This is a genomic window from Gordonia sp. ALPHA1B1, assembly GCF_005502615.1.
Lineage (GTDB): Bacteria > Actinomycetota > Actinomycetes > Mycobacteriales > Mycobacteriaceae > Gordonia > Gordonia hongkongensis.
On record NZ_SCOC01000039.1, the window covers coordinates 16,105 to 42,431 of the forward strand.

A 26,327-nucleotide genomic window follows, 5' to 3' on the forward strand; every position below is an offset into this window, starting at 1 on the left:
GCGGTTGGCCCAAAAACTGACTACAAACGTTACCAAAATCGGCACATGCTGCCCCGTCCGCTGCTAACTTGTGAGTCGCACGCCCCCGCGGTGGGGGTGGTCGCTGAGGACGAAGCCCAGGAGTGGAGCACAGCATGGTCGGTCGGGGAAGTCGGAGTCGCGCGCGGATTGCCAGTGGCGCAATAACTTTCGGTGCAGTTGCGTGCGCAAGCGTGGCGCTGGCCGCGCCGGCGGAGGCGGCGTTGCAGGGCATCGCGGTGGACACTCTTCCGGGTTACGGCTCGTCGGCCAACGGCTCGTTCAACTACGGAGTGTACGGCGCGGGATGTTCCTACACACTGTCGGTACTCGTCAGCGATCCGCGTTCGGCGAAGTCGAACCTGAAGGTCACGCTGGTGGGCGCCGGGCGCACGGTCACGATCTACGACCAGAAGCCCACGAGTGTCGAGATCCGGCCCAACTGGCGACCGTCGACCCCGGGCCGCTACCTGCTGAAGGCGACCCTCGACGGAGTCGAGAAGTCGAGGGCGGTCACGGTGGGCACCGGCGTCCAGCTCCCGGACTTCATCCGAAACGGATCCTGCTTCGTGCTGCCGACGTACTGATCTACCGGGCCTCGCCGTGGCGGCGGTGGTCGTGGTCGCGAAAGGCCACCGCACCACCCGCCGCGGCGTCGAGCCAGGCCTGTATGTCGTTGCCGTGTTCCGCCGCGCCGACTAGTGCACGCGTGGCGATCTCGACGGCTTCGACGCACTGCGCGGTGTCGAGAAGTCCCTCACGGTGGGCCTCGAGCAGCTCGTCGGTGTCGAGCAGCAGGGGAGGGGTGCCCGGCACGTCGACGAGATCGAGGTACCAGTCCTCGGCATGCCACCGGCCGTCGTCGTCGGGGCCGGCGAACCGGCCGACATCCAGGTACAGGCGCTGCCCTTCGCGGTAGCCGCCTTGGTAGTGGAAGATGTTGGCGCGCAACCCCAAAGCGGGTAGCAGCCATGACTCCAGGTGGTCGAATCTGGGGTGCCCGGGAGCGTGGCGCGACATGTACAGCCCGAAGTCGGTGACGCGATACTCCTCGACCTCCCGGACGAATCCCTTGTTGTCGGTGTTCGTCATCGCCGGGACGTCGAAGACCTCGCGTTTGGGCGGGTGTAGCGGGTGCGGTGCTGACCCGGGGTCGGCGGTGCGCCCGCCATCGCTCGTCATGCTTTGAATCTAGCCAGCCTCACCGACGATCTCAGGGTGAAAGCCCGAGTTCTCACCGATGCGTCCGACCGCCGGTCCGCGGGATGGTCGGAACATGAGGACTTTCGTCGCCGAACGGGGCCGTGCTGTGGCCCGCGAACGAATCACAGCGCGGCCGACCGTCAAGCGCGCACGGCACGTGCTGCTGTGGATACACGTGCTCTCGTCCGTCTGTTGGATGAGCCAGGCGCTCGCGATGGCGGTTCTGATGCTGAATCCCGGGGACGGGGGCGCGGTCGCCGCGCACGTCCTCGACACCACGGTCCTGGTGGTCTCGGCCAATGTGTCCGCGATGTCGGGATTCCTGTTGTCCGCCACGACGCCGTGGGGCTTCTTCCTCCACTGGTGGGTCCTCGTGAAGTTCGCGATCACGGTGAGCCAGCTCGTCGTCGGGATCGCGGTGCTCTCACCAGCTCTCGACTCGGCGGCGCGCGCCCGCGAAGTCGCGTCGGCCGGCCTGCTCGCGTCGACGGTCCTGATGGCCACGTTGATCGCGTTCCAGGGCTGGCTGTCGATCGCGAAACCGTGGTCGCGCGTGCCGCGCCGGACCCGCGGCAAGGCGCCGGTTCCGGGCCCGGTGGTCCGGGTCGCGGCGCCCGTCGCGCTCCTCGCCGACGTCGGAGTGTTCGTCGTCGTCGGCCAGCCGATCCCGCTGTGCTCGGCGGTCGTGCTCGTCGCCGCGCTCGTCGGACGCCGGTCCGCGGGAACATCGCTGTCATAGGTCGCGTTTACCCTGGCACTATGGCTTTTGCAGCAGAACGCCCCGTCATCGCGCACTCGGAGTTCCGGCCGGTCGGCGAGATCGAGCGGACCGATGCCCGCCTGCAGGTCGTCAGCGAGTACGAACCGGCCGGCGACCAGCCCGCCGCCATCGAAGACCTCACCCGCCGGATCAAGGCCGGGGAGAAGGACATCGTCCTCCTCGGCGCGACCGGCACCGGAAAGTCGGCGACCACGGCCTGGCTCATCGAGCAGGTCCAGCGCCCGACGCTCGTGATGGCGCCGAACAAGACGCTCGCGGCGCAGCTCGCGAACGAACTGCGCGAGATGCTGCCCAACAACGCCGTCGAGTACTTCGTCTCGTACTACGACTACTACCAACCAGAGGCGTACATCGCGCAGACCGACACCTACATCGAGAAGGACTCGTCGATCAACGACGACGTCGAGCGCCTACGTCACTCGGCGACGTCGAGCCTGCTGTCGCGACGCGACGTGGTCGTCGTCGCCTCGGTGTCCTGCATCTACGGCCTCGGTACGCCGCAGTCCTATCTCGACCGGTCCGTCGAGATCGAGGTCGGTCAGGAGATCGATCGCGACGCCCTGCTGCGTCTGCTCGTCGACGTCCAGTACACGCGCAACGACATGTCGTTCACCCGCGGCAGCTTCCGGGTACGCGGGGACACGGTCGAGATCATCCCGTCCTACGAGGAACTGGCTGTGCGCATCGAGTTCTTCGGCGACGAGGTCGAGTCGCTGTACTTCCTGCATCCGCTGACCGGTGACGTCGTGCGCCAGGTCGACTCGCTGCGCATCTTCCCGGCCACCCATTACGTCGCCGGGCCCGAGCGCATGGAGAAGGCGATGGCGAGCATCGAGCGCGAGCTCGAGGAGCGACTCGCCGAGCTGGAGGGCAAGGGCAAGCTGCTGGAGGCCCAGCGTCTGCGCATGCGCACCACCTATGACCTGGAGATGATGCGTCAGGTCGGGTTCTGCTCGGGCATCGAGAACTACTCGCGCCACATCGACGGGCGAGCCGCGGGGAGCGCGCCGGCCACGCTCATCGACTACTTCCCGGACGACTTCCTCCTCGTCATCGACGAGTCGCACGTGACGGTGCCCCAGATCGGCGGCATGTACGAGGGCGACATGTCGCGCAAGCGCAACCTCGTCGAGTACGGATTCCGGTTGCCTTCGGCGGTCGACAACCGACCGCTCACATGGGACGAGTTCGTCGACCGCATCGGACAGACCGTCTATCTGTCCGCGACTCCCGGGCCGTACGAACTGGGCCAGTCCAACGGCGAGTTCGTCGAACAGGTGATCCGTCCGACGGGACTCGTGGACCCGCAGGTCGTGGTGAAACCCACCAAGGGCCAGATCGACGATCTGGTCCATGAAATCCGTGAGCGAACCGATCGCGACGAGCGCGTCCTGGTGACCACCCTGACCAAGAAGATGGCCGAGGATCTCACCGATTACCTGCTCGAACTCGGTATCCGCGTCCGGTACCTGCACTCGGAGGTCGACACCCTGCGTCGTGTCGAACTGCTCCGCCAGCTGCGGTCCGGTGATTACGACGTTCTGGTCGGCATCAACCTGCTCCGCGAGGGTCTCGACCTGCCCGAGGTCTCGCTCGTCGCGATTCTCGACGCCGACAAGGAGGGCTTCCTGCGGAGCACCACGTCGCTCATCCAGACGATCGGTCGCGCGGCCCGCAACGTGTCCGGCGAGGTCCACATGTATGCGGACAAGATCACCGATTCGATGCGCAACGCCATCGACGAGACCGAGCGGCGTCGCGAGAAGCAGATCGCGTACAACAAGGCGAACGGCATCGATCCGAAGCCGCTGCGCAAGAAGATCGCCGACATCCTGGACCAGGTCTACAAGGAAGCCGAGGACGAGGCCGTGGCGGTCGGCGGTTCCGGACGCAACTCCAGCCGCGGACGCCGCGCACAGGGTGAGGTGTCGAAGGCCGGTAGTTCGGGGGTCATCGAGAAGCGTGACGTGTCGATGATGCCCCGCGCCGAGCTCGCCGACCTCGTGTCCCAACTCACCGACCAGATGATGAGTGCCGCTCGGGATCTGCAGTTCGAACTCGCCGGACGACTCCGCGACGAGATCGCCGACCTGAAGAAGGAGATGCGAGGGATGGACGCGGCCGGGATCAAGTGACGTCTGTTCGGGGTGGCAGCGTCGGGTTCACGATGTGCCGATCACCACGAACGGGGGACAGACGTGCCCGTGGCACACTAATGTCCCCGTGCAGGACCCCTGCATTGTGGGTACACGCGATGACGCCTCGCTGATGGGCAGCGAGGCGAATTCATGTCGAGAGGTTGGGATGAGCTCTTACGAAACCGTCGTCGTCGGAACGGACGGCTCCGAGTCGTCGATGAAGGCTGTGGAGCGTGCGGGTGCACTCGCGGGCGACGCTCAGTTGGTGATCGCGTGCGCGTACTTCCCGAACGAGCGCGGAGCCGGCGACGCCGCGGATGTCCTGAAAGACGAGGCGTACCAGGTCACCGGATCGACGCCGACCGAGGAGATCCTGCGAACCGCGAAGGAACGGGCCACCAAGGCCGGTGCGTCGAACGTGGTGCAGCGCCCGGTCAAGGGTGCTCCGGTCGACGCGCTCCTGCAGTTGGTGAGCGACGTCAAGGCCGATCTTCTCGTCGTGGGCAATCGCGGCCTGAATTCGATCGCCGGGCGGCTCCTCGGATCGGTCCCCGCCGATGTGGCCCGCAAGTCGGCGTGCGACGTGCTGATCGTCCACACCACCGGATAGTCGGCGAAGGGTTTCCCACCGGTGCGTTCGCACCGATGGGGTCCCGCTCAGATGTCCCCGTCTCCGCGGACGGCCGGAAATGCTCCGGCACGTCCGAGGAGTGCGGGGACATTCTTGTCGAGGGCCCGGCCCAGCCACGCGGCGGCGTCGATCAGCCCCTGCATGTCGACACCCGTGCTGACCTCGGACCGATCGAGTGCGTAGACGAGATCCTCGGACGCGATGTTGCCGGTCGCCGCGGGAGCGAACGGACACCCACCGAATCCGCCGACACTGGCGTCGATGGCGCCGGCCCCCGAATCGAGCGCGGTGAGAGCATTCGCGTAACCGGTGTTCCGCGTGTTGTGGAAATGCCAGCGCTGTGGAATACCGGGCGCACGCTCCGCCGTGCGGGCGGCGAGATCGCGGACCTGCGCCGGAACCCCGACGCCGATCGTGTCGGCGAGAGCGATCTCGTCCGGGGCGGCCTGATCGGTCAACCGCGCCACGATGTCGGAGATCCGGCGAGGGTCGACCTCGCCCGTGAACGGGCAGCCGAACGCGACCGCGATGGTCACCGTCGTCGCGAGGCCGGCCGCGCGCGCGTCGCGCACCACATCGACGGCCGCCGAAATGGTGTCCTCGACGCTGCAGCCCTGATTACGGTGGCTGAACGCCTCGGTGGCCACGACGACCGCGTTCACCTCGTCGACCGCGGAGGCGAGAGCGCGGTCGAGACCACGACGATTCAGGACGAGACCGATATAGGAGACACCGTCCACGCGGGGCACCCCGGCCATGACCTCCTCGGCGCCGGCCATCTGCGGTACGCGTTTGGGGTTCACGAAACTCACCGCCTCGATCCGGCGCACGCCGGCGTCGACGGCCCGGGCTATGAACTCGATCTTCTCCTCGACGGAGAGCAGGGTCTGCTCGTTCTGCAACCCGTCCCGCGGGCCCACCTCGATCAACTGCACGTCTGACACCAGTCCGATCTTGCCTTGTCCGGCGCTGCGACTCCATCGATCGAGGCCCGCTCGCTTCGCTCCCGGCGCCGGTGTCTATTCGGCCCGCTCGCTTCGCTCCCGGCGCCGGTGTCCATTCGACCCGCTCGCTTCGCTCCCGGCGCCGGGCAATGCCATGTCCGAGATGTCGTTCTGCCCCGGTGTCGGTCGAACGACCGAATCCTACGGACCCGGAACCCCGCCATACGGTACGAGAGTGACCAGTGTGGCTCCAACGCACTCGGGTGATCCCATCTGTCACACCAGTTTTCGAACTCGTCTGATCGTCGGGAACGGCCGGTCGTGCGGGATGTATCACTTTCCGAAGCGGATGCGATGTACCGCGTATGATTCGTTGCTGTTCGACGATCGCTGCGGGGGGACGCGGGGGCGTCATCGTCGAGCGACCCAATCGCCGAAACCGACGTCGGACGACGCATGGATGACACTGTGTCCCACCGAGATGGGACTGGGGGAGACTGGCGCCCGGGGGCACCCCGCGCGCCTCGAGGGGCGGATCTACTGGATCTGACCGCGGCCCAACGCGCCATGTGGTTTGCCGAGAACCTGGTCGACGACCACTCGGTCACCGTCGCGCACTACCTCGACATCGTCGACGACGGACGCCCGTTCGATCGGGAGTTGTTCCGTCGGGGAGTACTGGAGGCGGCACGCGACCTGCAGACGGCGTACACGCGCGTGGTCGAGGTCGACGGCACGCCTCGGCAATACATCGACTTCTCCGTTCCGTTCGACGTGATCGACGTCGATCTGCGGACGCACCCGGATCCCGAAGCGGCAGCCGCCGACTGGATGCGCGCCGACCATCAGCGGTCCGTGGACCTGCTCGCCGATCCGGTCGCCGTCGCGGCCTTCATCCGGATCGCCGACGACCGGACGTACTGGTACATGCGCGGGCACCACATCGCGTTCGACGGATACGGCGCGCTGATGTGCCTGCACGAAGCGGTGGCGCGCTACAACGAGCACCGCGCACCGAATACTGCGGCGGAGGTCGCTGCCACGGTGCCGCCGCGAACCGGGCGCCGACCGGTCCGCCGCGCCAGCATCGCCGAGGTGGTCGCCAACGACGCCGCCTACCGGCAGAGCACGCGGTTCGAGAAAGACCGCGAATTCTGGCAGGAACGCGCCGCCGGGCTCCCCGAGCGGGTCAGCCTCGCTGCACACCCGGCCACCGCCGGCGTCCGCAACGAGACCGTCGTCTCCGCCGGGCTGCTCGGTCCCGAACTGGATGAGGCACTGCGTCGGTGCGCCCGGGACCTCGACGCCTCGGTTGCCGCCATCCTCACCGCCGCGTTCGCCGCGTTCCTCGCGCGCATGTCCGGCAGCGACGACATCGTCCTCAGTCTGCCGGTCACCGCACGGACGACAGCGCGCGTCCGGCACTCGGCCGGGATGGTCTCCAACATGTTGCCCCTGCGTGTGGACGGAATCTCCTCCGCGACGTGCGCCGACGTCGTCGCGGCGGTCAGCGCGGAGATCACCGCGGGTCTGCGCCATCAACGGTATCGATCCGAGGACATCAGGGCGGCAGCCGGTTTCGGTGATGCCCGCGGTACGTCGTTCGGACCGCTGGTCAACCTGTTGCTGTTCGACAAGCCGATCGTCATCGACGGCGCCCGCGTGCGCTATCACATGCTGTCCGCCGGTCTGGTCGAAGACCTGGTGATGAACGTCTTCGCGGCCGGCCCGGAGGCCCCGCTGGAAGTGGGTCTGCACGCGAACCCCACGCTGTACGGGTCGGCGGAACTCGAGGCGCACCGCGATCGCCTGCTCAACGTGCTCACACAGTTCGTCGCGCACCCGAACCGGCCGGTCACCGACCTCGACCTGCTGATGGCCGGGGAGTCGGCAACCCTGGAAGACCTCGGTTCCGGCGGGCCGGCCGTCGGCGTGGTCGGTGAGCACGTGCTGGCCGCCTTCGATCGCCAGGTCGAGTCGACGCCGGACGCGCCCGCGGTGACGTTCGGCGACACCACCCTCACCTACCGCGACTTCGCGCGTGCCTGCGACACATTCGCGGACCGGTTCACGAGTCTGGGCGCCCGGCGCGGCGATCGCATCGTCGTGGCACTGGACCGCTCGATCGAGCAGGTGTGCGCCGTGTATGCCGCGATCGGGCTGGGTGCGGCCTACGTGCCGGTCGATCCGGCCGAACCGGACGAGCGGCGACAGGCGATCATCGCCGCGGTCGAACCCGCACTGGTCGTCGACGCACACTTCGTCGCCGGTCTCGACTCCCCGCGTCGAGGTCCGACGGCATGGCCGCATCGGGAGACCCGGGTTCCGACTGATCTGGCCGCCTACGTCATCTTCACTTCGGGATCGACCGGGACGCCCAAAGGTGTCGAGATCGGTCATCGGGCGATCGAGCAACGCCTCGGGTGGATGCAGCACGATCACCCGATCGCCGCGGGCGACGTCGTGCTGTACAAGACGCCGGCGACCTTCGACGTGTCGGTCTGGGAGTTGCTGTGGCCGTTGCGCGTCGGGGCGCGGATGGTGATCGCGATGCCCGGCGGACACCGCGATCCCGCGTACCTCCGCGACCTCATCGCGCGCTCCGGCGTCACCGTCCTGCATTTCGTGCCGTCGATGCTCGATGCCTATCTCGACGTGGTGCTCGGACCGGACCCCGGTGGTTCGACGACTCAGTCCGTCGACGACTTCGGCGGAACCGACACAATGGCGCACGAACGGCTCTCCCTACCCGACCACGTGCGCTGGGTGTTCACGTCGGGCGAGGCGCTGCCGGCCCGGCTCGCCCGGCGCGTACGGTCGACCACCCGTGCCGGACTGGTGAATCTGTACGGGCCGACCGAGGCGGCGATCGACGTGACCGCCCAGCGGGTCACGACGGATGGTCCGGTCGTTCCGATCGGACACCCGGTACCGGGGACCGAGGTGCGGGTCCTCGACGGCCGACTACGTCCGGTTCCGGTCGGGGTCGCCGGCGAGTTGTATCTGGTGGGGCCGCAGCTGGCATCGTGCTACGTCGGTGCTCCGGGACTGACATCGGGCAGGTTCACGGCCGATCCGCGGGGGGACGTGGGTGCCCGGATGTACCGCACCGGGGATCTGGTCCGATGGACTGCCGACGGTGAACTGGAGTATCTGGGACGAACCGATCAGCAGATCAAGATCCGGGGTCAGCGCGTGGAACCCGGCGAGGTGGAGGCGGTGATCGCCGCGATCCCGGGCGTCGACGCGGTAGCGGTCGTCGCCCGCCGCGATCTCGGGCCCGCACCGGTTCTCGTCGCCTATCTCCGTGCTCGCCGGGATGGGTCCGTGCCCGAATCCCCCGCCGATCATGATGCCGGTGACACCCGGCAACTGCTCGATGCCGACGCTGTGCGCGCGCACTGCCGACGGCGACTCCCCGGACACATGGTTCCGCCGGGGATCGTCTTCCTCGACGCGTTTCCCACCACCCGATCGGGCAAGCTGGACACGCGCGCGCTGCCGGTTCCCGTACTCGGCTCCGCCGCAACGAGTTTCCGGACGCCGCAGACCCCGGTCGAGCGGGCGATCGTGTCGCTGGTGGAGGAGGCGTTGGACCGTGAGGGGGTCAGCGTCTCGGACAATCTCTTCGCTTTGGGTGCGGATTCGTTGCTCGCCGCCCGGATGGTGGCCCGCGCACGTGTCGACCACGGGCTGGGGATCGCCCTGACCGACGTCTTCGACGCGGTCGACCTCGCCGATCTCGCGTCACGCGCCGTGGTCGTCCCGCAGTCCGACCGGTCCGCCGCGACCCGGTCGCAACCACCCCGTCCGGCGCGAATCCCGCTGTCGCAGGCGCAGACCCGGTTGTGGTTCATCAACCGGATGTCGCCGGCCGAGTCGACCTATAACATGTCGGGCGCGCTGCGCCTGGCGCACGCGCTGGACGCCGATGCCATGCACCGGGCGGTCCGGGACGTCGTGGACCGGCACGAGATCCTGCGCACGGTGTTCCCGGTCGTCGACGGCGAACCCGAGCAGCGAATCCTGGACTCGCGCACGGCTGCCGATCTTCTGGCCGGCGGGACACATGTTGAACTCGTCGCCGGGAGCGCAGCGAGCGGGACACATGTCACTGTCGCCGGGAGCGCAGCGAGCGGGACACATGTGACCGACGCCGGAGACGATGTGGACAAGGCGATCTCCGCCATCACCGACGTCGGCTTCGACCTGGCCGAGGAGATCCCGTTCCGGTACCGCCTGCTGACCGGTCATCCGGATGGCGACATCGTCGTGCTGGTCCTTCATCACATCGCGGCCGACGGGCACTCGCTCCGGCCGCTGCTGCGAGATCTGATGACCGCGTACGACAGTCGGCGCGCGGGTGCGGAGCCGGATCTCGCGCCGTTGCCGATGCAGTACGCCGATGTCGCCGTCGAGCGCGCCGAGACGCTCGGAACGCCGGATGCGCCGTCGTCGGTTCTGGTCGAGGGCCTGGAGTTCTGGCGGGGGGAGTTGCGTGGCGCGCCGGATCTGCTGCAGTTGCCCACCGATCGGCCGCGTCCGCGGGTGATGTCGAGCAGCGGAGCGCATGTGGACACCGTGCTCGGGACGGGCCTGACCGCGGGGATCCGGCAGCTCGCGATATCGTTGGCGGTCACCCCGTTCGCGGTGTTCCAGTCCGCCCTGGCGATCACCTTGGGTCGGCTGGCCGCCACCGACGACGTGAGTATCGGGACCGCGGTCGCCGGCCGCGACGATCCGGCGCTCGCCGACCTCGTCGGCATGTTCGTCAACACCGTCGTGCTGCGAACGACCCTGCAACCCGGGGACACCGTCGTCGACTTCGTCACCGCCGCGCATCGCCGCTGCGCGCGTGCGATGAGCCGCGCCGACGTCCCGTTCGAACGGGTCGTGGACGCTGTCGCGCCACACCGGTCGCCGTCGCACTCGCCGCTGTTCCAGGTCGCGCTGACGGTTCAACCCGATCAGTTGGCCGAGCTCGCCCGATGGGCCGGGTCCGCGGAGGTCCTCGATGCCCGGGTACCGTCCGCGAAGTACGACGTGACCGTGTCGGTCACCGACCGCACCGACCGTTACGACGTCGAATTCGCCTATGCAACCGACCTTTTCGACGACGCTACGGTGCACGACATGGCGCGGCGGCTGGAGTTCGTCCTGGAGCAGATGGTGCACGAGCCGTCGCGGAGCATCGGTGCGATCGACCTGCTCCGCCCGGACGAGATGCGTACCCTGGCGGCGCCGGCCTGGGGATCGCGTCCCGAGCAGACCCTCGCAACCCTGCTGACGCGCGGTCTCGCGAGCGCCGACCCCGGCGCCCCTGCCCTGCTCGGGGAGAGCGCGGTCCGCTGGTCCGAGGTGACGACCACGACCAATCAGATCGCCCGCGTCCTGATCGAACGCGGCATCGGCCCAGGCGACGTCGTCGCGGTGAGCATCCCGCGCTCGCCCCGGTCGGTCCTGGCCGTACTGGGCGTGGCCATGAGCGGCGCCGCCTTCGTGATGATCGACTCCCGTCTGCCCGCCGCCCGCCGTTCGGCGATGCTCGCCGACAGCGGTGCGGTTCTGGTCATCACGGCGGATCCCGTCACCACGGACGGCGCCGGGTCCTCGGTGACCCGATCCACGGTCGCGGAGCTGGTTCTCGATGACCTCGAGGTGGATCTGGGCATCGCCGGACGGCCGACGCACCGGGTGGCCGACGCCGAGCGGGTACGGCCGATCGCCCTCGACGACGCGGCCTATCTCCAATTCACCTCCGGGTCCACCGGCCGGCCCAAGGCCGTCACGGTGACCAACGCCGGGTTCGCCGAACTGGTCGGCGAGCAGCAGCATCGCTTGGGCGCGGGCCCGGACTCGCGCATACTCCACGTCGCCGCACCGGGATTCGATGTTGCGGTCTGGGAGATCGTGTTCGCGGTGTGTTCGGGCGCCCAGCTGGCGATCAGCCCACCCGAGGTGTTCGCCGGTCCCGAGCTGGCGACCATCATCGCCCGTCACCGGGTCACCCACACGATCATGACGCCCACCGCGCTCGCCACTCTCGATCCTGCGGCGGTGCCCGAACTCTCGGTCGTGATGGTGGCGGGCGAGGCCTGCCCTCCGGAGTTGGTCGCGAGGTGGCACGCGGCGGGCCGCCCGCTGCTCAATCTCTACGGTCCCAGCGAGACCACGATCTGGGCCACCGCCTCCGCGCCCCTCCGGCCCGCGGAACCGGTCACTATCGGTGGGCCGATCGCCGGAGTCGGCGTCCGGGTCCTCGACGCCTGCCTGCGTCCGGTGCCGGACGGTGTCCTGGGTGAGCTGTACCTGTCGGGACGGGCACTCGGGCGCGGCTACCACGGTCGTCCCGGACTGACGGCGGGCCGGTTCGTCGCCGATCCGTTCGAGACCGGGGGGCGGATGTACCGCACCGGTGACCTCGTCACGCGCACACCGTCCGGCGACATCGTCTACCACGGGCGCAACGACTTCCAGATCAAGATCCGCGGCATGCGGGTCGAACCCGGCGAGGTCGACGGCGTGCTCGCAAGCCATCCCGATGTGGACATCGCGGTCACCGTCGGGACGTCGACACCGGCTGGGGACACGGTGCTGGTGTCGTATGTGACCGCCCCTGCCGACCGGGTCCCCGCACCCGAGCACATCCTCGACCACGCCGCCGCCCGTCTCCCGTCGCACCTCGTGCCGCACACCGTGGTGGTGCTCGACGAGTTGCCGATGACCCGGACCGGCAAGGTCGACCGCCGCGCCCTGCCCGCGGTGGAGATCTCGCCCGCACGTGAATATGTCGGCCCCCGCAGCCGGCTCGAGGGCGTCGTGGCCCAGATCTTCGCCGACGTGCTCGGTCTGCGGGAGGTCAGCGTGTACGACGGGTTCTTCGAACTCGGCGGGAGCTCGCTGTCGGCGACCAAGGTCGCCTATCGCGTCGAACAGCACGTCGGACGCCGCGTGCCGATGTCGCTGCTCTTCGAGAACCCGACCGTCGCGGACTTCGTGGCGGCGGTGGCGACGGCCGACCGGGCGGTCTCGGGACGCATGCTGACGCCGCGCGAACGCACTCATCTCGTCGACCTCACGGGGGTGCAGCGCGGCCTGTGGTCGATCAACCAGACCGATCCGGCCTCGCCCGCCTACAACGTCGGCCTGACCCTGGAACTCGACGGCCGGCTCGACGTCCCGGCCCTCACGGGCGCGGTGGGTGACCTCGTCGCGCGGCACGAGTCGCTGCGCACCCGTTACCCGCTGCACGACGGCACACCGGTGCAACTCATCATCCCCGCTGCGGATGCGGTGCACGCGTTGCGGATTCCGCTCGTCGATCTCGCCGGTGACCGGCCCGACATGCCCGCCGAGGACCGGTTGGGCGCCGAGGTCGCGGCTGTCGTCGGAGCTGGTTTCGACCTGACCGGCCCCCCGGCGGTACGCGCGACGATCCTGCGCGTGAGCCCGGACCGGCACTTGCTGGTGTTCGTCGTCCACCACATCAACGCCGACGGTGGGTCGCTCGGCCCGCTGGCCCGCGACCTCGCCGAGTTCTACTCCGCCCGCATCTCGGGGCGAGCCGGATCGAGAAGTGCGGTGGGGCAGCGCGTGCAGTTCGCCGACTATGCGATCTGGCACGCCGAGCGCCTGCAGACCACGCGGCCCGACGGGGAGACGGAACGGCAGCGTCAACTGCGGTACTGGGGGCAGCGTCTGGATCGGGCGGGGGAGCCGGCGACGATCCCGACCGACCGGCCCCGGCCCGTGGAGCCCCGCCATGTGGGCGGAGTGGTCGATCTCGACATCCCGTCGTCGACCGCGACGATGCTCCGTCAGATGGCGCGGGTGGGCAACACGACGCAGTTCGCCGTCCTGCACGCGGCGCTCGCGGTCCTGATCAGGCGGTTGTCGGGAAGCGACGACATCGTCATCGGCACACCGTTCGCCGGTCGTGATGATCCCGCCCTGACCGACATGGTGGGGATGCTCGCGACCACGGTGCCCCTGCGTACGCGGCTTCGCCTCGACGAGCCGTTCGCGGAGCTCTTGCGACGGGTGCACAGCGATGATTTCGCCGACCTGGGTCACACCGACGTGTCCTTCGACGAGATCGTCGATCATCTCGCCCGGACCGACCGTGCGTCGGTCCGCCGCGGACGCCGCAACCCGTTGTTCTCGGTGATGCTCTCGTACCAGAATCTCGAGTTCCCGGACATCGAACTCGACGGGCTGCATGTCCGGCCGCGTCTGCCCGAGTCCTTTCCCGCCAAGGTGGACCTCGAGGTCATGCTCTACCCGGGAGACCCCGACGGCGTCGACCGGAACGGCGCGTTGGGCGGGCAGATCGCCTTCGACACCGATCTCTTCGACCCCGGCACGGTGGCCCTGTTCGCCGAGAGGTTCCGAAATCTGTTGGCCGACATCGTGTCACGGCCGGACACTGCGATCGGGGATCTCGCCGTCTGGGCGGAGCAGAACGCGCCGGATGTGCGCGGAACCGATGCCGTTCGGCCGCTGCACGAGCTGGTGTCGGAGGTCGCGGCCGTCGCGCCCGACACGGTCATCGGCGTCGCGGGGGCGCCACAGGTGACCTTCGCCGATCTCGAGGCAACCGCGGTCGCCATGTCGATGTCGATTCCCGACGAAGACCCGGCGGAGGCGTTGACGATCGCCGTGGCGACGCTCCTCGCCGACGCCGACCGGTCCATCGACGAGGTCTTCGACAGCGTGCGCACCGCCGCCGATGCCGTCGTGCACGGCCACACGGGCGCCGGATCGGGCGCGGTCCAGCGAAATCGAGTGGAACCCGCGTGACGTCGGACACCTCGATTCCCCGCACCTCGACGGGGCATGCCCAGCCGTCGCTGCGCCGCCCGTCCGCGCTTCGGCTGCTGGCGCTCGCCGCCGCCCATGCGGGCGACGACGAGGCCATGTCCGGGACGGCCGGCCCGGTGACCTTCCGTGCTCTGCACCGCCGGGTCTCGGCCTCGGCGATCACCCTGGCGGAGCGGGGCGTCGCGTCCGACGCCGCCCTCCGCGCAACGGTGACGGCGCTGATGCCGCGCGCGGGGCTGAGCGGATCGCAACTCGCTACCGCCGCGGCCGGAATCGTCGATGAACTCGACCGGCGGATCACCGAGATCCTGGGCCTCGGTGACCGCGAGTCGCTGCCGGGGCTTTTCCGGATCGCCGCACGACGACGTGCCGACGCCGTCGCTCTCGCCGACCTCGACGGGGCGTCGCTCACCTACCGGGAACTCGACGAGCGCTCCGAACGGATGGCGCACGCCCTTGTCGATCGTGGTGCGGGTCCCGAAACACTCGTGGGGGTCGCGCTTCCGCGCTCGGTGGACCTCATCGTGGCGTTGCTCGCGGTTCTCAAGACCGGTGCCGCCTATCTACCCCTCGACCGGACACACCCGGTTGCGCGCCTGCGCGGGATCGTCGAGGACGCGTCGCCGGTCGCCGTCGTGGCCGACGCCGAGACGGTCGGGGCCTGGGCTGCGATGCCCGCGCCGCTGTGCACGCCGCAGGACCTGTTGGCGCAGTACGACATCGATGCCCGGTCGGTCTCGACCCCACCGCTGCCGGAGCACGTGACCGCCCAGTCGAGCGCCTACGTGATGTACACCTCCGGATCCACCGGGCGCCCCAAAGGCGTTGTCGTCACCCACGACAACGTGGTGTCGCTGCTCGATGCGCTCGACGCCGTCGTGGAGAGTTCGCCCGACGACGTGTGGTCGATGTTCCACTCCTACGCGTTCGACGTCTCGGTCGGCGAGATCTGGGCCGCACTGCGCGCCGGCGGTCGTCTCCTCGTGCTCGACCACGCGACGACCCGCGCCCCGGACGACGTGGTCGAGGCGTTCGACCGACACGGGGTCACGATCGTCAACTTCACCCCGTCGTCGTTCTATCAGTTCGCGGCGGTCGTCCGCCCACCCCTCGGCCGTCGATTGCCCGACTCCGTTCGGCGCCTGCACTTCTCGGGCGAACTCCTCGACTACGAGCATGTCCGGACATGGCAGACGGACCGGGCGGCCGACGGGTCGGCGACCCGTCCCGGCGCCGATGTCGCGGGCCCGCAACTGAACAACATGTACGGTCCCACCGAGACGACCGTCTACATGACCCGTCGGGATCTGACGCGCGCATTCGTCGACCGGGCAACCGCCTCCGACATCGGGACCCCGCTGCTCGGTTCGCGGGTGTACGTCCTCGACGGTCGGCTCGCCCCCGTGCCCGACGGCGTGCCCGGTGAACTGTACGTCGCGGGCGCCCAGGTCACCCGCGGGTTCCTGAACCGGCACGGTCAGACGTCCACACGGTACGTCGCCGACCCGTTCGGACCGCCGGGCGGTCGGATGTACCGGACCGGCGACGTCGGGATGTCCCGCAACGGGTCCATCGAATTCGTGGGACGACGCGATGGCCAGGTGAAACTCCGCGGCTTCCGGATCGAGCTGGGAGAGGTCGAGTCGGCGATGTCGGCGCTCGACGGCGTCGACGCGGCGGGGGCGGACATCCGTACGCTCGGCGACACCGAGCATCTCGTCGGCTACCTCGTCGCCGCGGGCGGCGCCGCTTCGTCGGCCGTTGACGCAGTCGGGCTGTCGGACAGCGAGATCCGTACGCGCCTGGCGACCGCGGTGCCCGAGTACATGGTGCCCACCCGGTTCGTCCGGCTACCCCGACTGCCGCTCACCGTGAACGGCAAGCTCGATCGCGGCGCGCTGCCCGATCCGGGGTCCGGCGATGGCCCGGAGGTCGCCGAGCCGCCCGCCGGCGCGACCGAGGCGGCCCTGGCCGCACTGGTCGCCGAGATCTTGGGCGTGAGCGACGTCGGGGTCACCACGTCGTTGTTCGATCTCGGTGGCAACTCGCTCACCGCTACCCGGGTGGCCGCCCGGGCAGCCGAGCATTTCGGCACGACGGTCTCCGCGCGAGATGTGTTCGCCGATCCGACGGTCCGGGGTCTGGCAGCGGTCATCGATGGACGCGACCCCGGAGACCACGACGGACGCGGGGGAGCTGATCGCCGGGTGCCCCTGCGCCGAGTGGGCCGCGACGGGGTGCTCCCGTTGTCGCCCGCACAGCGTCGAATCTGGTTTCTGGAGACGCTGGATCCGGGCGGGGCCGGGTATCTCATCCCGGCCGTGCTCCGCCTCGATGCCGCATCGGGTTCGGGTCCGGAGGCGGCGGATGACCGGTCCCCGGACCCTGCGGTCGTCGCCGCGGCTCTCGCGGATCTGCTTGCGCGACATGAGGTGCTGCGCACGCGATTCGTATCGGTGGACGGCGCTCCCGAGCAGGTCATCGCGCCCGCGGGAGACCCTCGACACGACGTCCGGGTGACACCCCCGATCGACATGCGCGGCGCCGACGAGGGCGACGTCACGGCCACCATCGCCGAGATCACCAGTCGTGGATTCGACCTCGAAGCCGGTGCGCCCGTTCGGGCCCGCCTGATCCGCGTCGCCGACGACGCCGTGATCCTGGTCCTGGTGGTGCACCACATCATCAGCGACGGCGGCTCCGTCGCGCCGATGGTCACCGACTTCGTCACCGCATACGAGGCGCGCGCGGCCGGCCGCGAACCCAGCTGGGCGCCCCTGCCGATCCAGTACGTCGACTACTCGGTGTGGCAGCACCATCGGCTCGGGGACGCTGCCGACCCCACGTCTCTCGCAGCACGTCAGCTCGACCACTGGCGAACCCGTCTCGCCGGGGTGCCGGCACTCATCGAGTTGCCGGTGGACCGGCCGCGCACCCCGGTCCGGGACGACACGGGTGCCGAGCTGTCGGCGGCGTTCGACGCAGCCACCTGGAACGCTCTGGGAGACCTCGCCGGTCGGCACGGCGCGACGATGTTCATGGCCGTCCACGCCCTGCTCGCGGTCACTCTCGTGCGGTCCGGCGCCGACGAGGACGTCGTCATCGGGACCCCGGTCGCCGGTCGGGGCGAGCGCGATCTGGACCCACTGATCGGGATGTTCGTCAACACGCTGGCGCTGCGCAGCCGGGTGCGGCGAGCGGCCTCGTTCACCGACCTGCTGGCCGACATCCGCGAGATCGACGTGACCGCACTCGATCACGCCGATCTACCGTTCGAGACCGTGGTCGACGAGGTCGTCGCGGTACGCGACACCGCGCATCCGCCGCTGGTCCAGGTCGCCCTGGCATTCCAGAACGCCGCAAGGCCGACCGTCGAACTGCCGGGGCTCATCGTCTCCGAGATCGAGGCCCCGGTCACCACCGCCAAGGTCGACCTGCAGATCACCGTCCTCGACGAGCCGGGCCGCAACCCGGCCGACGACACGCGCGTGATCGTCACCTACGCCACCGCCCTCTTCGACGCCGGCACGGTGGACGCGTTCGTCCGTCGGATGACCGCCATCGCGCGAGCGGTGGTGAGCGAGCCGCACGCGCCGGTCGGCGACCTGCCCGCCGGAGACGAGCACGCGGATGCGGTGATCGCGGCACCGGGTCTCGCGTCGGCGAGGTCGACGCTCGCCGACCTGCTGGACGCCGCGATCGCCGTGAACCCCGACGGCATCGCGGTCACCGAGAACGGGCAGCACCTGACGTACACCGAGCTCGACCTCCGTACGCGCCGGCTGGCCGGCGTGCTCCGTGCGCGTGGCGCCGGGCCGGACGCCGTCATCGCCCTCGCCACACCGAGATCTCTCGAAGGCACGGTCGGGTTCTGGGCCATCGCGCGCACGGGCGCGGCGGTGGCGCCCGTCGACCCCGGCCTGCCCGGGGAGCGCCTGCGCTACATGCTGGACACCGTCGACGCACGTCTCGGGGTCACCTCGTCCGAGGTCGTCGCCGGGCTGCGACCGGCGGCTGCCGCGGTGGACTGGGTCGTTGCCGAACAGCCCGGCGGTCCGGACGAGACCGGAGTCGTCGCGTTCGCCCGACGTCCGCGACCCGACGAGACGGCCTATGTCATCTTCACGTCGGGCTCGACCGGCCGGCCGAAAGGCGTCGCGGTCACCCACCGCGGACTGGCCGACCTGGTCGCCGATGCCCGTGCGAGATTCGGACTCACGCCGGCGGCCCGCGTACTCCGCTTCGCGGCACCGGGTTTCGACGCCGCGGTGTTCGAGACGCTGGTCGCGATGGCGGCGGCGTCGACCATGGTCGTCGCGCCCGGCGGGGTCACGGGCGGCACCGAACTCGCGGCGATCCTGCGGCGGGAGCGCATCACCCACGCGACGATCACCCCGACCGCCCTCGCCACGGTGTCCGAGGCGGTCACCGAATCGGGCGCGGCGACCGGCACCGGGTTCCCCGATCTCGAGGTCATCTCCGTCGCCGGTGACGTCTGTTCGCCGGAACTGGTCCGGGCCTGGTCCGCCGGTCGCTCGATGCACAATCTCTACGGTCCCACCGAGACCACCATCTGGGCGACATCGTCGGCACCGATGCGGCCCGACTCCGCGGTCACCATCGGCGGTCCGATCGCCGGTGTCACCGCCGCAGTTCTCGATCCCCGCCTACATCCCGTTCCCGCCGGCGTGGCCGGTGAACTGTATCTGGCGGGTTCCGCCCTCGCCGCCGGCTACGTCGGCCAGCCCGCGCTGACCGCCGAGCGCTTCGTCGCGGCACCGTTCGGCGCGCCGGGCGAGCGGATGTACCGGACCGGTGATCTCGTACGATGGCGCCGACGGAGCGGCCGCTGGACGCTGGACTTCCTGGGCCGCAGCGACTTCCAGGTCAAGATCCGGGGTTTCCGGATCGAGCTCGGTGAGATCGACGCGGTTCTCGGCGAGCACCCCGGGGTGGACTTCTCGACGACCGCCGGAATCGAGCACCCGACCTCGGGTGAGACGGTCCTCGTGTCCTGGGTCCATGGTGTCGCCGGCGCTGCGCCCGACACCGCAGACGTCGCGACCCACGCGGCTCGACGGCTCCCCGCCCACATGGTGCCCACCGTGATCGTGCCGATCGACGACATCCCGCTGACGGCCACCGGAAAGCTCGACAGCAGGGCGTTGCCCACACCGCGTTTCGGTGGACATGTCCACGTCCGTCCGTCGACGGCAACCGAGCAGGCGATCGCCGCGGTCTACGCCGAGGTCCTCGGACTCGATGCCGTGGAGGAGGTGTCGGCCGAGGCGTCATTCTTCGATCTCGGCGGCACCTCGCTGTCGGCGACCCGGGTGGTGGCCCGCCTGGGTGGCTCGCTCGGTGTGGAGATCGGAGTCCGTGCGCTGTTCGAGACGCCGACGGTACGGGCGCTGGCCGCCGCCGTCGATGCGGGGGAACACGGTCGCGGTGCCGATCTGCCCGCGCTCGAGGGGATCCGCCGGCCGGATCCGGTACCCCTCTCGTACGCCCAGCGCCGGATGTGGTTCCTCAACCAGTTCGATCCGCACTCCGCCGCCTACGTGATCCCCATCGTGGTCCGTCTGCGCGGCGACCTCGACGTGTCCGCGATGCGGGCGGCGATCCTCGACGTCGTCGACCGCCACGAGGTGCTGCGCACGATCTACCCGACGACGACGCCCGACGGCGACACCGGCGCGGAATCCATCGCGACCGGGTCCGCGTCGGCCGAAACGGGCGCTCGCGCCGTCGGTGTCGAACCCGTGGCGCATGCACCTGACGACTGGGCCGGGCGCATCACGATCGGGCACACCGTGGTCCCGCCGCGGGCCGCCGCATCCTCCGACGAGGTCGTCGACCAGGAGATCCACGAACTCATCACGACCACGTTCGACGTGACGACGGACCTACCGGTGCGGGTGCGCGTCATCACCGCGTCGGCGGATCAACACGTACTCGTCATCGCGCTGCACCACATCGCCGCCGACGGTGAGTCGGCGCCGGTGCTGGCGGCCGAGATCGCGCGGGCGTACGCGGCCAGGCGGTCGGGCCGCGCGCCGGACTGGCCGGCCCTGCGCTTCCAGTACGCGGATTACGCGGTGTGGCAACGACATCGGCTCGGTGACCCCGCGGACGCCGACTCCCTGATCGCGCGCCAGTTGCGGTTCTGGGTCGAGCGGTTGACCGGTCTGCCCGACATCCTCCCGCTGCCGATCGATCGCCCGCGCCCCGCCGAAACCGACGGACGCGCGGCCACCGTGCGGTGGTCGTTGCCCGCGGCCGTCGTGTCGCGACTGCGCCGCCGTGCCGCCGCCCGCCGTGCCACCCTGTTCATGGTCGCGCACACGGCCACCGCCGCGGTCCTCGCGCGCCTGACGTCGACGAACCGGATCGCCGTGGCCACGCCCGTCGCAGGACGAGGCCGACGCGAGATCGACCAGCTGATCGGCATGTTCGTCAACACCGTCATCCTGTCGGTCGACGTCGAGCCGCACCTCACCGTCGGCGCGTTGCTCGAGCAGGTCAAGAACGCCGACCTCGCGGCGTTCGACAACGCCGACGTGCCGTTCGAGCGGGTGATCGACGCGGTGAACCCGCAGCGCATCGAGAACGTGGAGCCGCTCGCCCAGGTGCTGCTCGTCCACTCCACAAGCGGCGGACCGGTGCTCGGCACACTGGCCGATCTCGACACCGAGTTCGTCGAGATCGAGGACACCGCCGCGAAATTCGACCTCACCATCGGTTTCCGCGAGACCGCCGACGGTGGGCTGACCGGCTCGATCGCCTATGCCACTGCGCTGTTCGACCCGGCGACCGCGGAGATGATCTCCGCGGCGTTGTCCGCGGCGCTCAGCTCGCTCGCCGACGACGCCGACCTACCGGTCGCCGACCTCCCAATCCTCACCGCAGCCGAAGCTGATGCGCAACAGCAGCTCTCGGTCGGACCCGCGGTCGTCCTGCCCGACCTCACGATCCCGGCGGCGATCGCGGCCGCCGACCATCTGCGAGCGTCGGAGGCGGTCGCGGTGCGTTTCGGGGGCCGCACTCTCACCCACCGCGAGTTCGCCGCGCGGGTGGCCACCCTCGCGCGGGAACTCATCGCGCTCGGGATCGGCCCGGAGGACTGCGTCGCGGTGTGCATGCCGCGGTCGATCGAACTGGTCATCGCGGTCCACGCGGTACTCGCCGCCGGCGGTCAGTACATGCCGGTGGCACCCGACGCTCCCTCCGACCGCGTTCGCCACATGGTCGACACCGCGCACGCGAGGATCGCGCTGATCTGCGACGACCGGGCGCCCGCGGCGCACGTTGTCCCCCGCGCGATCGTGGTGGACGCCGCGAACCCGGTCGACCTCGACACCGTCCCGGTCGCCGCCGACGAACTTTTGTCGATACTGCGCCCCGACCACGCGGCGTACACCATCTTCACGTCGGGGTCCACCGGCCGACCCAAGGGCGTCACGGTGTCCCATCGCGCCGTACTCAACCGATTGCGATGGGGAGTCGACGAATTCGGGATCGGACCGCACGACTCGATCCTCCTGAAGACGCCCTTCACCTTCGACGTGTCGGTGCCCGAACTGCTGACCCCGGCGCTGACCGGCGCCCGGTTGGTCATCGCGCCCGACGACGCCCATCTCGATCCGCATTCGATGGCTCGGCTGATCGACGCCGAGCAGATCACCACGGTGCACTTCGTACCGTCACTGCTCGCCGTGTTCATCGACGAGATTCCCGGCGCCGGTGACATTCGGCCCGCTCGCTCCGCTCCCGGCGCCGGTGAGATCCGCGACGATGCTGCTTCGCCCCTGCCGAGCCTGCGACACCTCTACTGTTCCGGTGAAGCCCTGCCACCGGCGACGCTGCTGGCGACGCGCGTGGCGCTCCCACACGTACGCGTCTCCAACCTGTTCGGTCCCACCGAAGCCGCCGTCGAGGTCGCCGTCGCGACTCCGGACCCCGGCGCGGACGTGGTGCCCATCGGGCGGCCGGTGTGGAACACCCAGACGTTCGTCTTCGACGCACGGTTGCGTCCCGTGCCGGCGGGCGTCACCGGCGAGTTGTATCTGGGAGGCGTCCAGCTCGCCCGCGGGTATGCGGCGCGGCCGGACCTCACCGCCGAACGGTTCGTCGCCGATCCCGCAGGCGGCGGCCGACGCCTGTACCGCACCGGCGACCTCGTCCGGCGTAACCGTGCGGGCGACCTGGAGTACCTGGGACGCAGCGACTTCCAGGTCAAACTCCGCGGACAGCGGATCGAACTCGGTGAGATCGAGGCGATCCTGTCCGGCATCGACGGTGTACGCCAGGCCGTGGTCACCGTCGCGCGCGCCCCGGGCGGTTCGGACCACTTGGTGGGATATCTCATCGGACCCGGCGGCGGCGGACCGGACGGGGACGGGTTCATCGCACGCGCGCGGGAGGCGGTGGCCGCGTCGTTGCCGGCGTACATGCGGCCGACACTGTGGGTGCCGCTGACCGAAGCGCCGCTCGGCAGCACCGGCAAACTGGACCGGAAATCGCTCCCGGCGCCTCGCTTCGACCCGTTGTCGGAAGCCGTCCACGCCGACGCCGCACCCGCCGACGACGCGGAACGGACCGTCGCAGCAGTCGTTGCATCACTGCTCGGGGTCGAGGACGTCGCGGTGACCCGGTCGTTCTTCGAACTCGGCGGGGACTCCATCGCATCCATCCGCCTCACGTCGATGCTGCGCGCCGCGGGGCTCCATCTGACCCCGCGCGATGTGTTCGCGGCGTCGACCATCCGTGAGCTGGCCCGTCGTGCACAGACGGAGGCGATCCAAGGACTCGACGAAATGCCGGGCGGGGCAATCGGTCCGGTCGGGATGACCCCGGGCCTGGCGTGGATGCTCGACCTCGCCGACGACCCGGACGACCTCGCGGACTTCTCGCAGAGCACGGTGCTTGCGCTCCCGGTCGAGGCGGACGAGGCCGCGGTACGTGCGGTGGTGACCGCGGTCGTCGCGGCCCATCCGATGCTGACCGCATCGCTGCGCACCGACTCCGTCGGTTCGCTGCGGTCCGACTCCGTCGGTTCGCTGTGGTCCGACTCCGTCGGGGAGCCGACTGTCGTGGCGGGCGACGGCGACCCGGGTGACATCACGGTCGAGATCCTCGACCGATCGGACATCTCGACATCGAGCCGGCCATCGACGCCGGCGCGCTCCTTCGACGGCGCCATCCGGGCCGCCCACGCGCGCGCCCTCGCGACCTTGTCGCCGGCGGAGGGACGACTGGTCGCGGCGATCGGCGTCCGCTTCGCCGACGGCACCGGGCGACTCGTCGTCGCCGCCCATCATGTCGGCGTCGACGCCGTGTCGTGGCCGACCATCGTGGCCGGTCTGGGGCGCGCGTGGTGGCAGTACCGCAACGGGGAGACACCGGGACTTTCGGCCTCGGGCACCTCGTTCCGGCGCTGGTCGGGTGTGCTGGCCGGACTCGCCGACCGCGCGGAGGAGATCGAGTGGTGGTCGCGCCAGCTGCCGCCGACCCCGGCGGAGTGGGAGATCGACCGGACCCGGGACCGTCTCGCGACCACGATCTCGGTGTCCCGCACCATCGGCGCCGGTCTGGCCGAGCGTGTCTTGAGCACGGTCACCGAGACGTTCGGTGCGCGCCCGGACACCGTGGTGGCCGCGGCCGTGGCATTCGCGCTGCGGGATCCGGTCACGGCGTCCGGTCCGGTGTCGATGGTGATCGAGAACCACGGCCGCGAAGAGGGCATCGCACCCGGCGCCGACCTGACCGAGACGGTCGGATGGTTCACCTCGTTCGTACCCGTGAGCGTCGACGTCCCCGGGCCGGTGGAGGCGACCAGCACAGCCGCTCGGGGTGAGACCGTCGCGGACGTCACCCCCGGTCATCGTCTGGCGACGATGGTCAAGGCGCTCAAAGACACTCAGTCCCGAATGCCGGACAACGGCATCGCGTTCGGGCCCCTGCGATGGTTGCGTCCCGGCTCGCCGCTGCGACACCGGCCCCTCCCGCCGATCACGGTCAATTACCTGGGTCTGCTCGGGGGCGGAGACATCGACGACACCGATTCGACGGCAACGGATTTCGTGCCGATCGGGGACGCGCCGCCGCTTCCGCCGTCGGTTCGGGGAGACATGATCGCATTGGCGGCGCTGACCGTGACGGCCGCCTCGGTGGCGACCGCGGGGGGTCGGGAGTTGCGAGTGGACCTCACCGCACCCGAGGGGTTGTTCGACGAGTCCGCGCTGGGCGGGATCGCCGATCGCTGGGAATCTGCACTGTCCTCGCTCGCCGCGTATGTGGATGCCGTGGGCGACCCGGGTCCGAGCGAGACCGACGTGATCGGCGGGCTCGACCAGACGGACATCGACCACGTGCTCGCCACCCGGACACGCGCAGCACGGACGCGCGGCCGCTACGCGATCTGGCCGCCGACGCCGCTCCAACAGGGGCTCTTCTACGAGGCCCAGCGGCTGGTCGGCGTCGATCCCTATGTGACCCAGTCGGTCATCGAGTTCGACGGAGCTCACCCCGCCGACATGATCCTGCCGGCAGTCCGCGAACTACTGACCAGGCAACGGGTACTGCGCTCGGGGTTCACCCGCACACCGTCGGGTCGGCTGGTCGTGGTGGTACCCCCGGCCGATCATCCCGCGGTGACCGAACCCGACTTCCGCGGCGTGGACCTCACCGGTCTGAGCATGGCCGACGCGGCCTCGCGGATCGTGCAGATCGCCGACGAGGACCTACGACGCCCGTTTGTCCTGGACGACCCGCCGCTCATCCGGTTCTCCGCGGTGTCCCACGACACGGTGACGGGCCCGGCGTACACACTGGTCATCACCGCACACCACATCATCCTGGACGGATGGTCGGGGCCGATTCTCGTCGCCGACCTCCTCGCGGCCCACCTCGGCCGCCCGGCGATCACGCCGGCACGTGACTTCGAGTCCTACCTCGATTGGCTCGACCGACGCGACGCCGCGACCGCGATCACCGCCTGGCGCGAGCATCTCGCCGACATCGTTCCGACGCTGGTCCGTCCACAGGTGCACCCCGGTGCCGACCGCGAGCCCCGGCGGCACGAGGTGACGGCGCGGGTGTCCGCGACCACCCGGGGCGCCCTCGAACGGACGGTGCGGACGCTGGGCACGACGACGAGCACCGTGCTGAATGCGGCGTGGTCGATCGTGTTGTCCCGCTTCACCGGCGAGCAACGAGTCGTCTTCGGTGAGACGGTGTCGGGGCGGCCCGCCGACCTCGACGGTGCCGACGGCATGATCGGCCTGTTCATCAACACCGTGCCGGTCGTTGCCGACGTCGCACCGGGTCGATCGCTGGCCGCTCTCATCGGTGAACTGCACCACGCCCGCGCCCGCATGCTCGACCACCAGTTCGTCGGACTCGGCGACATCACCGCGGCGACCGGGCATGCGCGCCTGTTCGACACCCTCGTGGTCTTCGAGTCGTATCCGGTCGACGTGGACACGGTCGTGGCGGGGTCGCGGACCTCGGGCCTCGAGATCCGCGACGTGAGCACGTCCGACGCCACGCACTATCCGCTCGCGCTCATCGCCGCACCGGAGGGCGACGACCTCTGCCTCACGGTCAAGACGGATCTGTCCGTCGTCGGCGAGGGTGTCGCCGAGACGGTCGCCGCCATGCTGACCGACCTCCTCGACGCGGTGATCGACGACCCGTCCCTGCCGGTGGCCGCGCTCGACCCGATGCCGACTGCCCTGCGCCCGACGGTCGAGGGTTGGTCGCGTGGTGTGGAGGTGGGGTTCTGTCTCTTA

The 26,327-nt window shown here is 69.8% G+C and carries 8 protein-coding genes; 6 read left to right on the forward strand and 2 right to left on the reverse strand.

Annotated features, from left to right (window positions below; genetic code table 11):
- Nucleotides 1–134: 134 nt before the first annotated feature.
- Nucleotides 135–605 carry a hypothetical protein gene (locus FFS52_RS19815; RefSeq protein ID WP_137810692.1) on the forward strand — a complete coding sequence of 157 codons (471 nt, stop codon included), beginning with the start codon at nucleotides 135–137 and terminating at the stop codon, nucleotides 603–605.
- A gap of 1 nt (nucleotide 606) precedes the next feature.
- On the opposite strand, the gene FFS52_RS19820 is transcribed toward FFS52_RS19815, so the two are convergent.
- Nucleotides 607–1,200 (reverse strand): DUF402 domain-containing protein, encoded by a 594-nt coding sequence (locus tag FFS52_RS19820; protein ID WP_137810693.1) that lies wholly within the window; start codon nucleotides 1,198–1,200, stop codon nucleotides 607–609.
- Nucleotides 1,201–1,294: 94 nt separating this feature from the next.
- Here FFS52_RS19820 and FFS52_RS19825 point away from each other — a divergent pair, with 94 nt between their 5' ends.
- The 3 genes from FFS52_RS19825 to FFS52_RS19835 all read left to right on the forward strand — a co-directional run bounded on the left by FFS52_RS19825 (nucleotide 1,295) and on the right by FFS52_RS19835 (nucleotide 4,750).
- Nucleotides 1,295–1,960: a hypothetical protein gene (locus FFS52_RS19825; RefSeq protein ID WP_137810694.1), complete on the forward strand. Its 666-nt coding sequence runs from the start codon at nucleotides 1,295–1,297 to the stop codon at nucleotides 1,958–1,960.
- A 20-nt stretch (nucleotides 1,961–1,980) separates the two neighbouring features.
- Nucleotides 1,981–4,137: an excinuclease ABC subunit UvrB gene (gene uvrB / locus FFS52_RS19830; protein WP_058251857.1), complete on the forward strand. Its 2,157-nt coding sequence runs from the start codon at nucleotides 1,981–1,983 to the stop codon at nucleotides 4,135–4,137.
- A 169-nt stretch (nucleotides 4,138–4,306) separates the two neighbouring features.
- The gene (locus FFS52_RS19835; RefSeq protein ID WP_058251858.1) at nucleotides 4,307–4,750 is read left to right on the forward strand and encodes a universal stress protein; all 444 of its coding nucleotides are present in this window, start codon (nucleotides 4,307–4,309) and stop codon (nucleotides 4,748–4,750) included.
- A 47-nt stretch (nucleotides 4,751–4,797) separates the two neighbouring features.
- Here the strand turns inward: FFS52_RS19835 and FFS52_RS19840 are convergent, their stop codons facing one another.
- The gene (locus tag FFS52_RS19840) at nucleotides 4,798–5,715 is read right to left on the reverse strand and encodes a hydroxymethylglutaryl-CoA lyase (RefSeq protein WP_065632418.1); all 918 of its coding nucleotides are present in this window, start codon (nucleotides 5,713–5,715) and stop codon (nucleotides 4,798–4,800) included.
- A 456-nt stretch (nucleotides 5,716–6,171) separates the two neighbouring features.
- Between FFS52_RS19840 and FFS52_RS19845 the strand changes: the two genes are divergently transcribed.
- Together FFS52_RS19845 and FFS52_RS19850 are read left to right on the forward strand one after the other, a co-directional pair.
- Nucleotides 6,172–14,514, forward strand: a complete 8,343-nt coding sequence (locus tag FFS52_RS19845; RefSeq protein WP_137810695.1) for a non-ribosomal peptide synthetase — start codon at nucleotides 6,172–6,174, stop codon at nucleotides 14,512–14,514.
- Nucleotides 14,511–26,327: non-ribosomal peptide synthetase (locus tag FFS52_RS19850; RefSeq protein WP_137810696.1), on the forward strand; the 11,817-nt coding region annotated here is incomplete at its 3' end. The genes FFS52_RS19845 and FFS52_RS19850, both read left to right, overlap by 4 nt.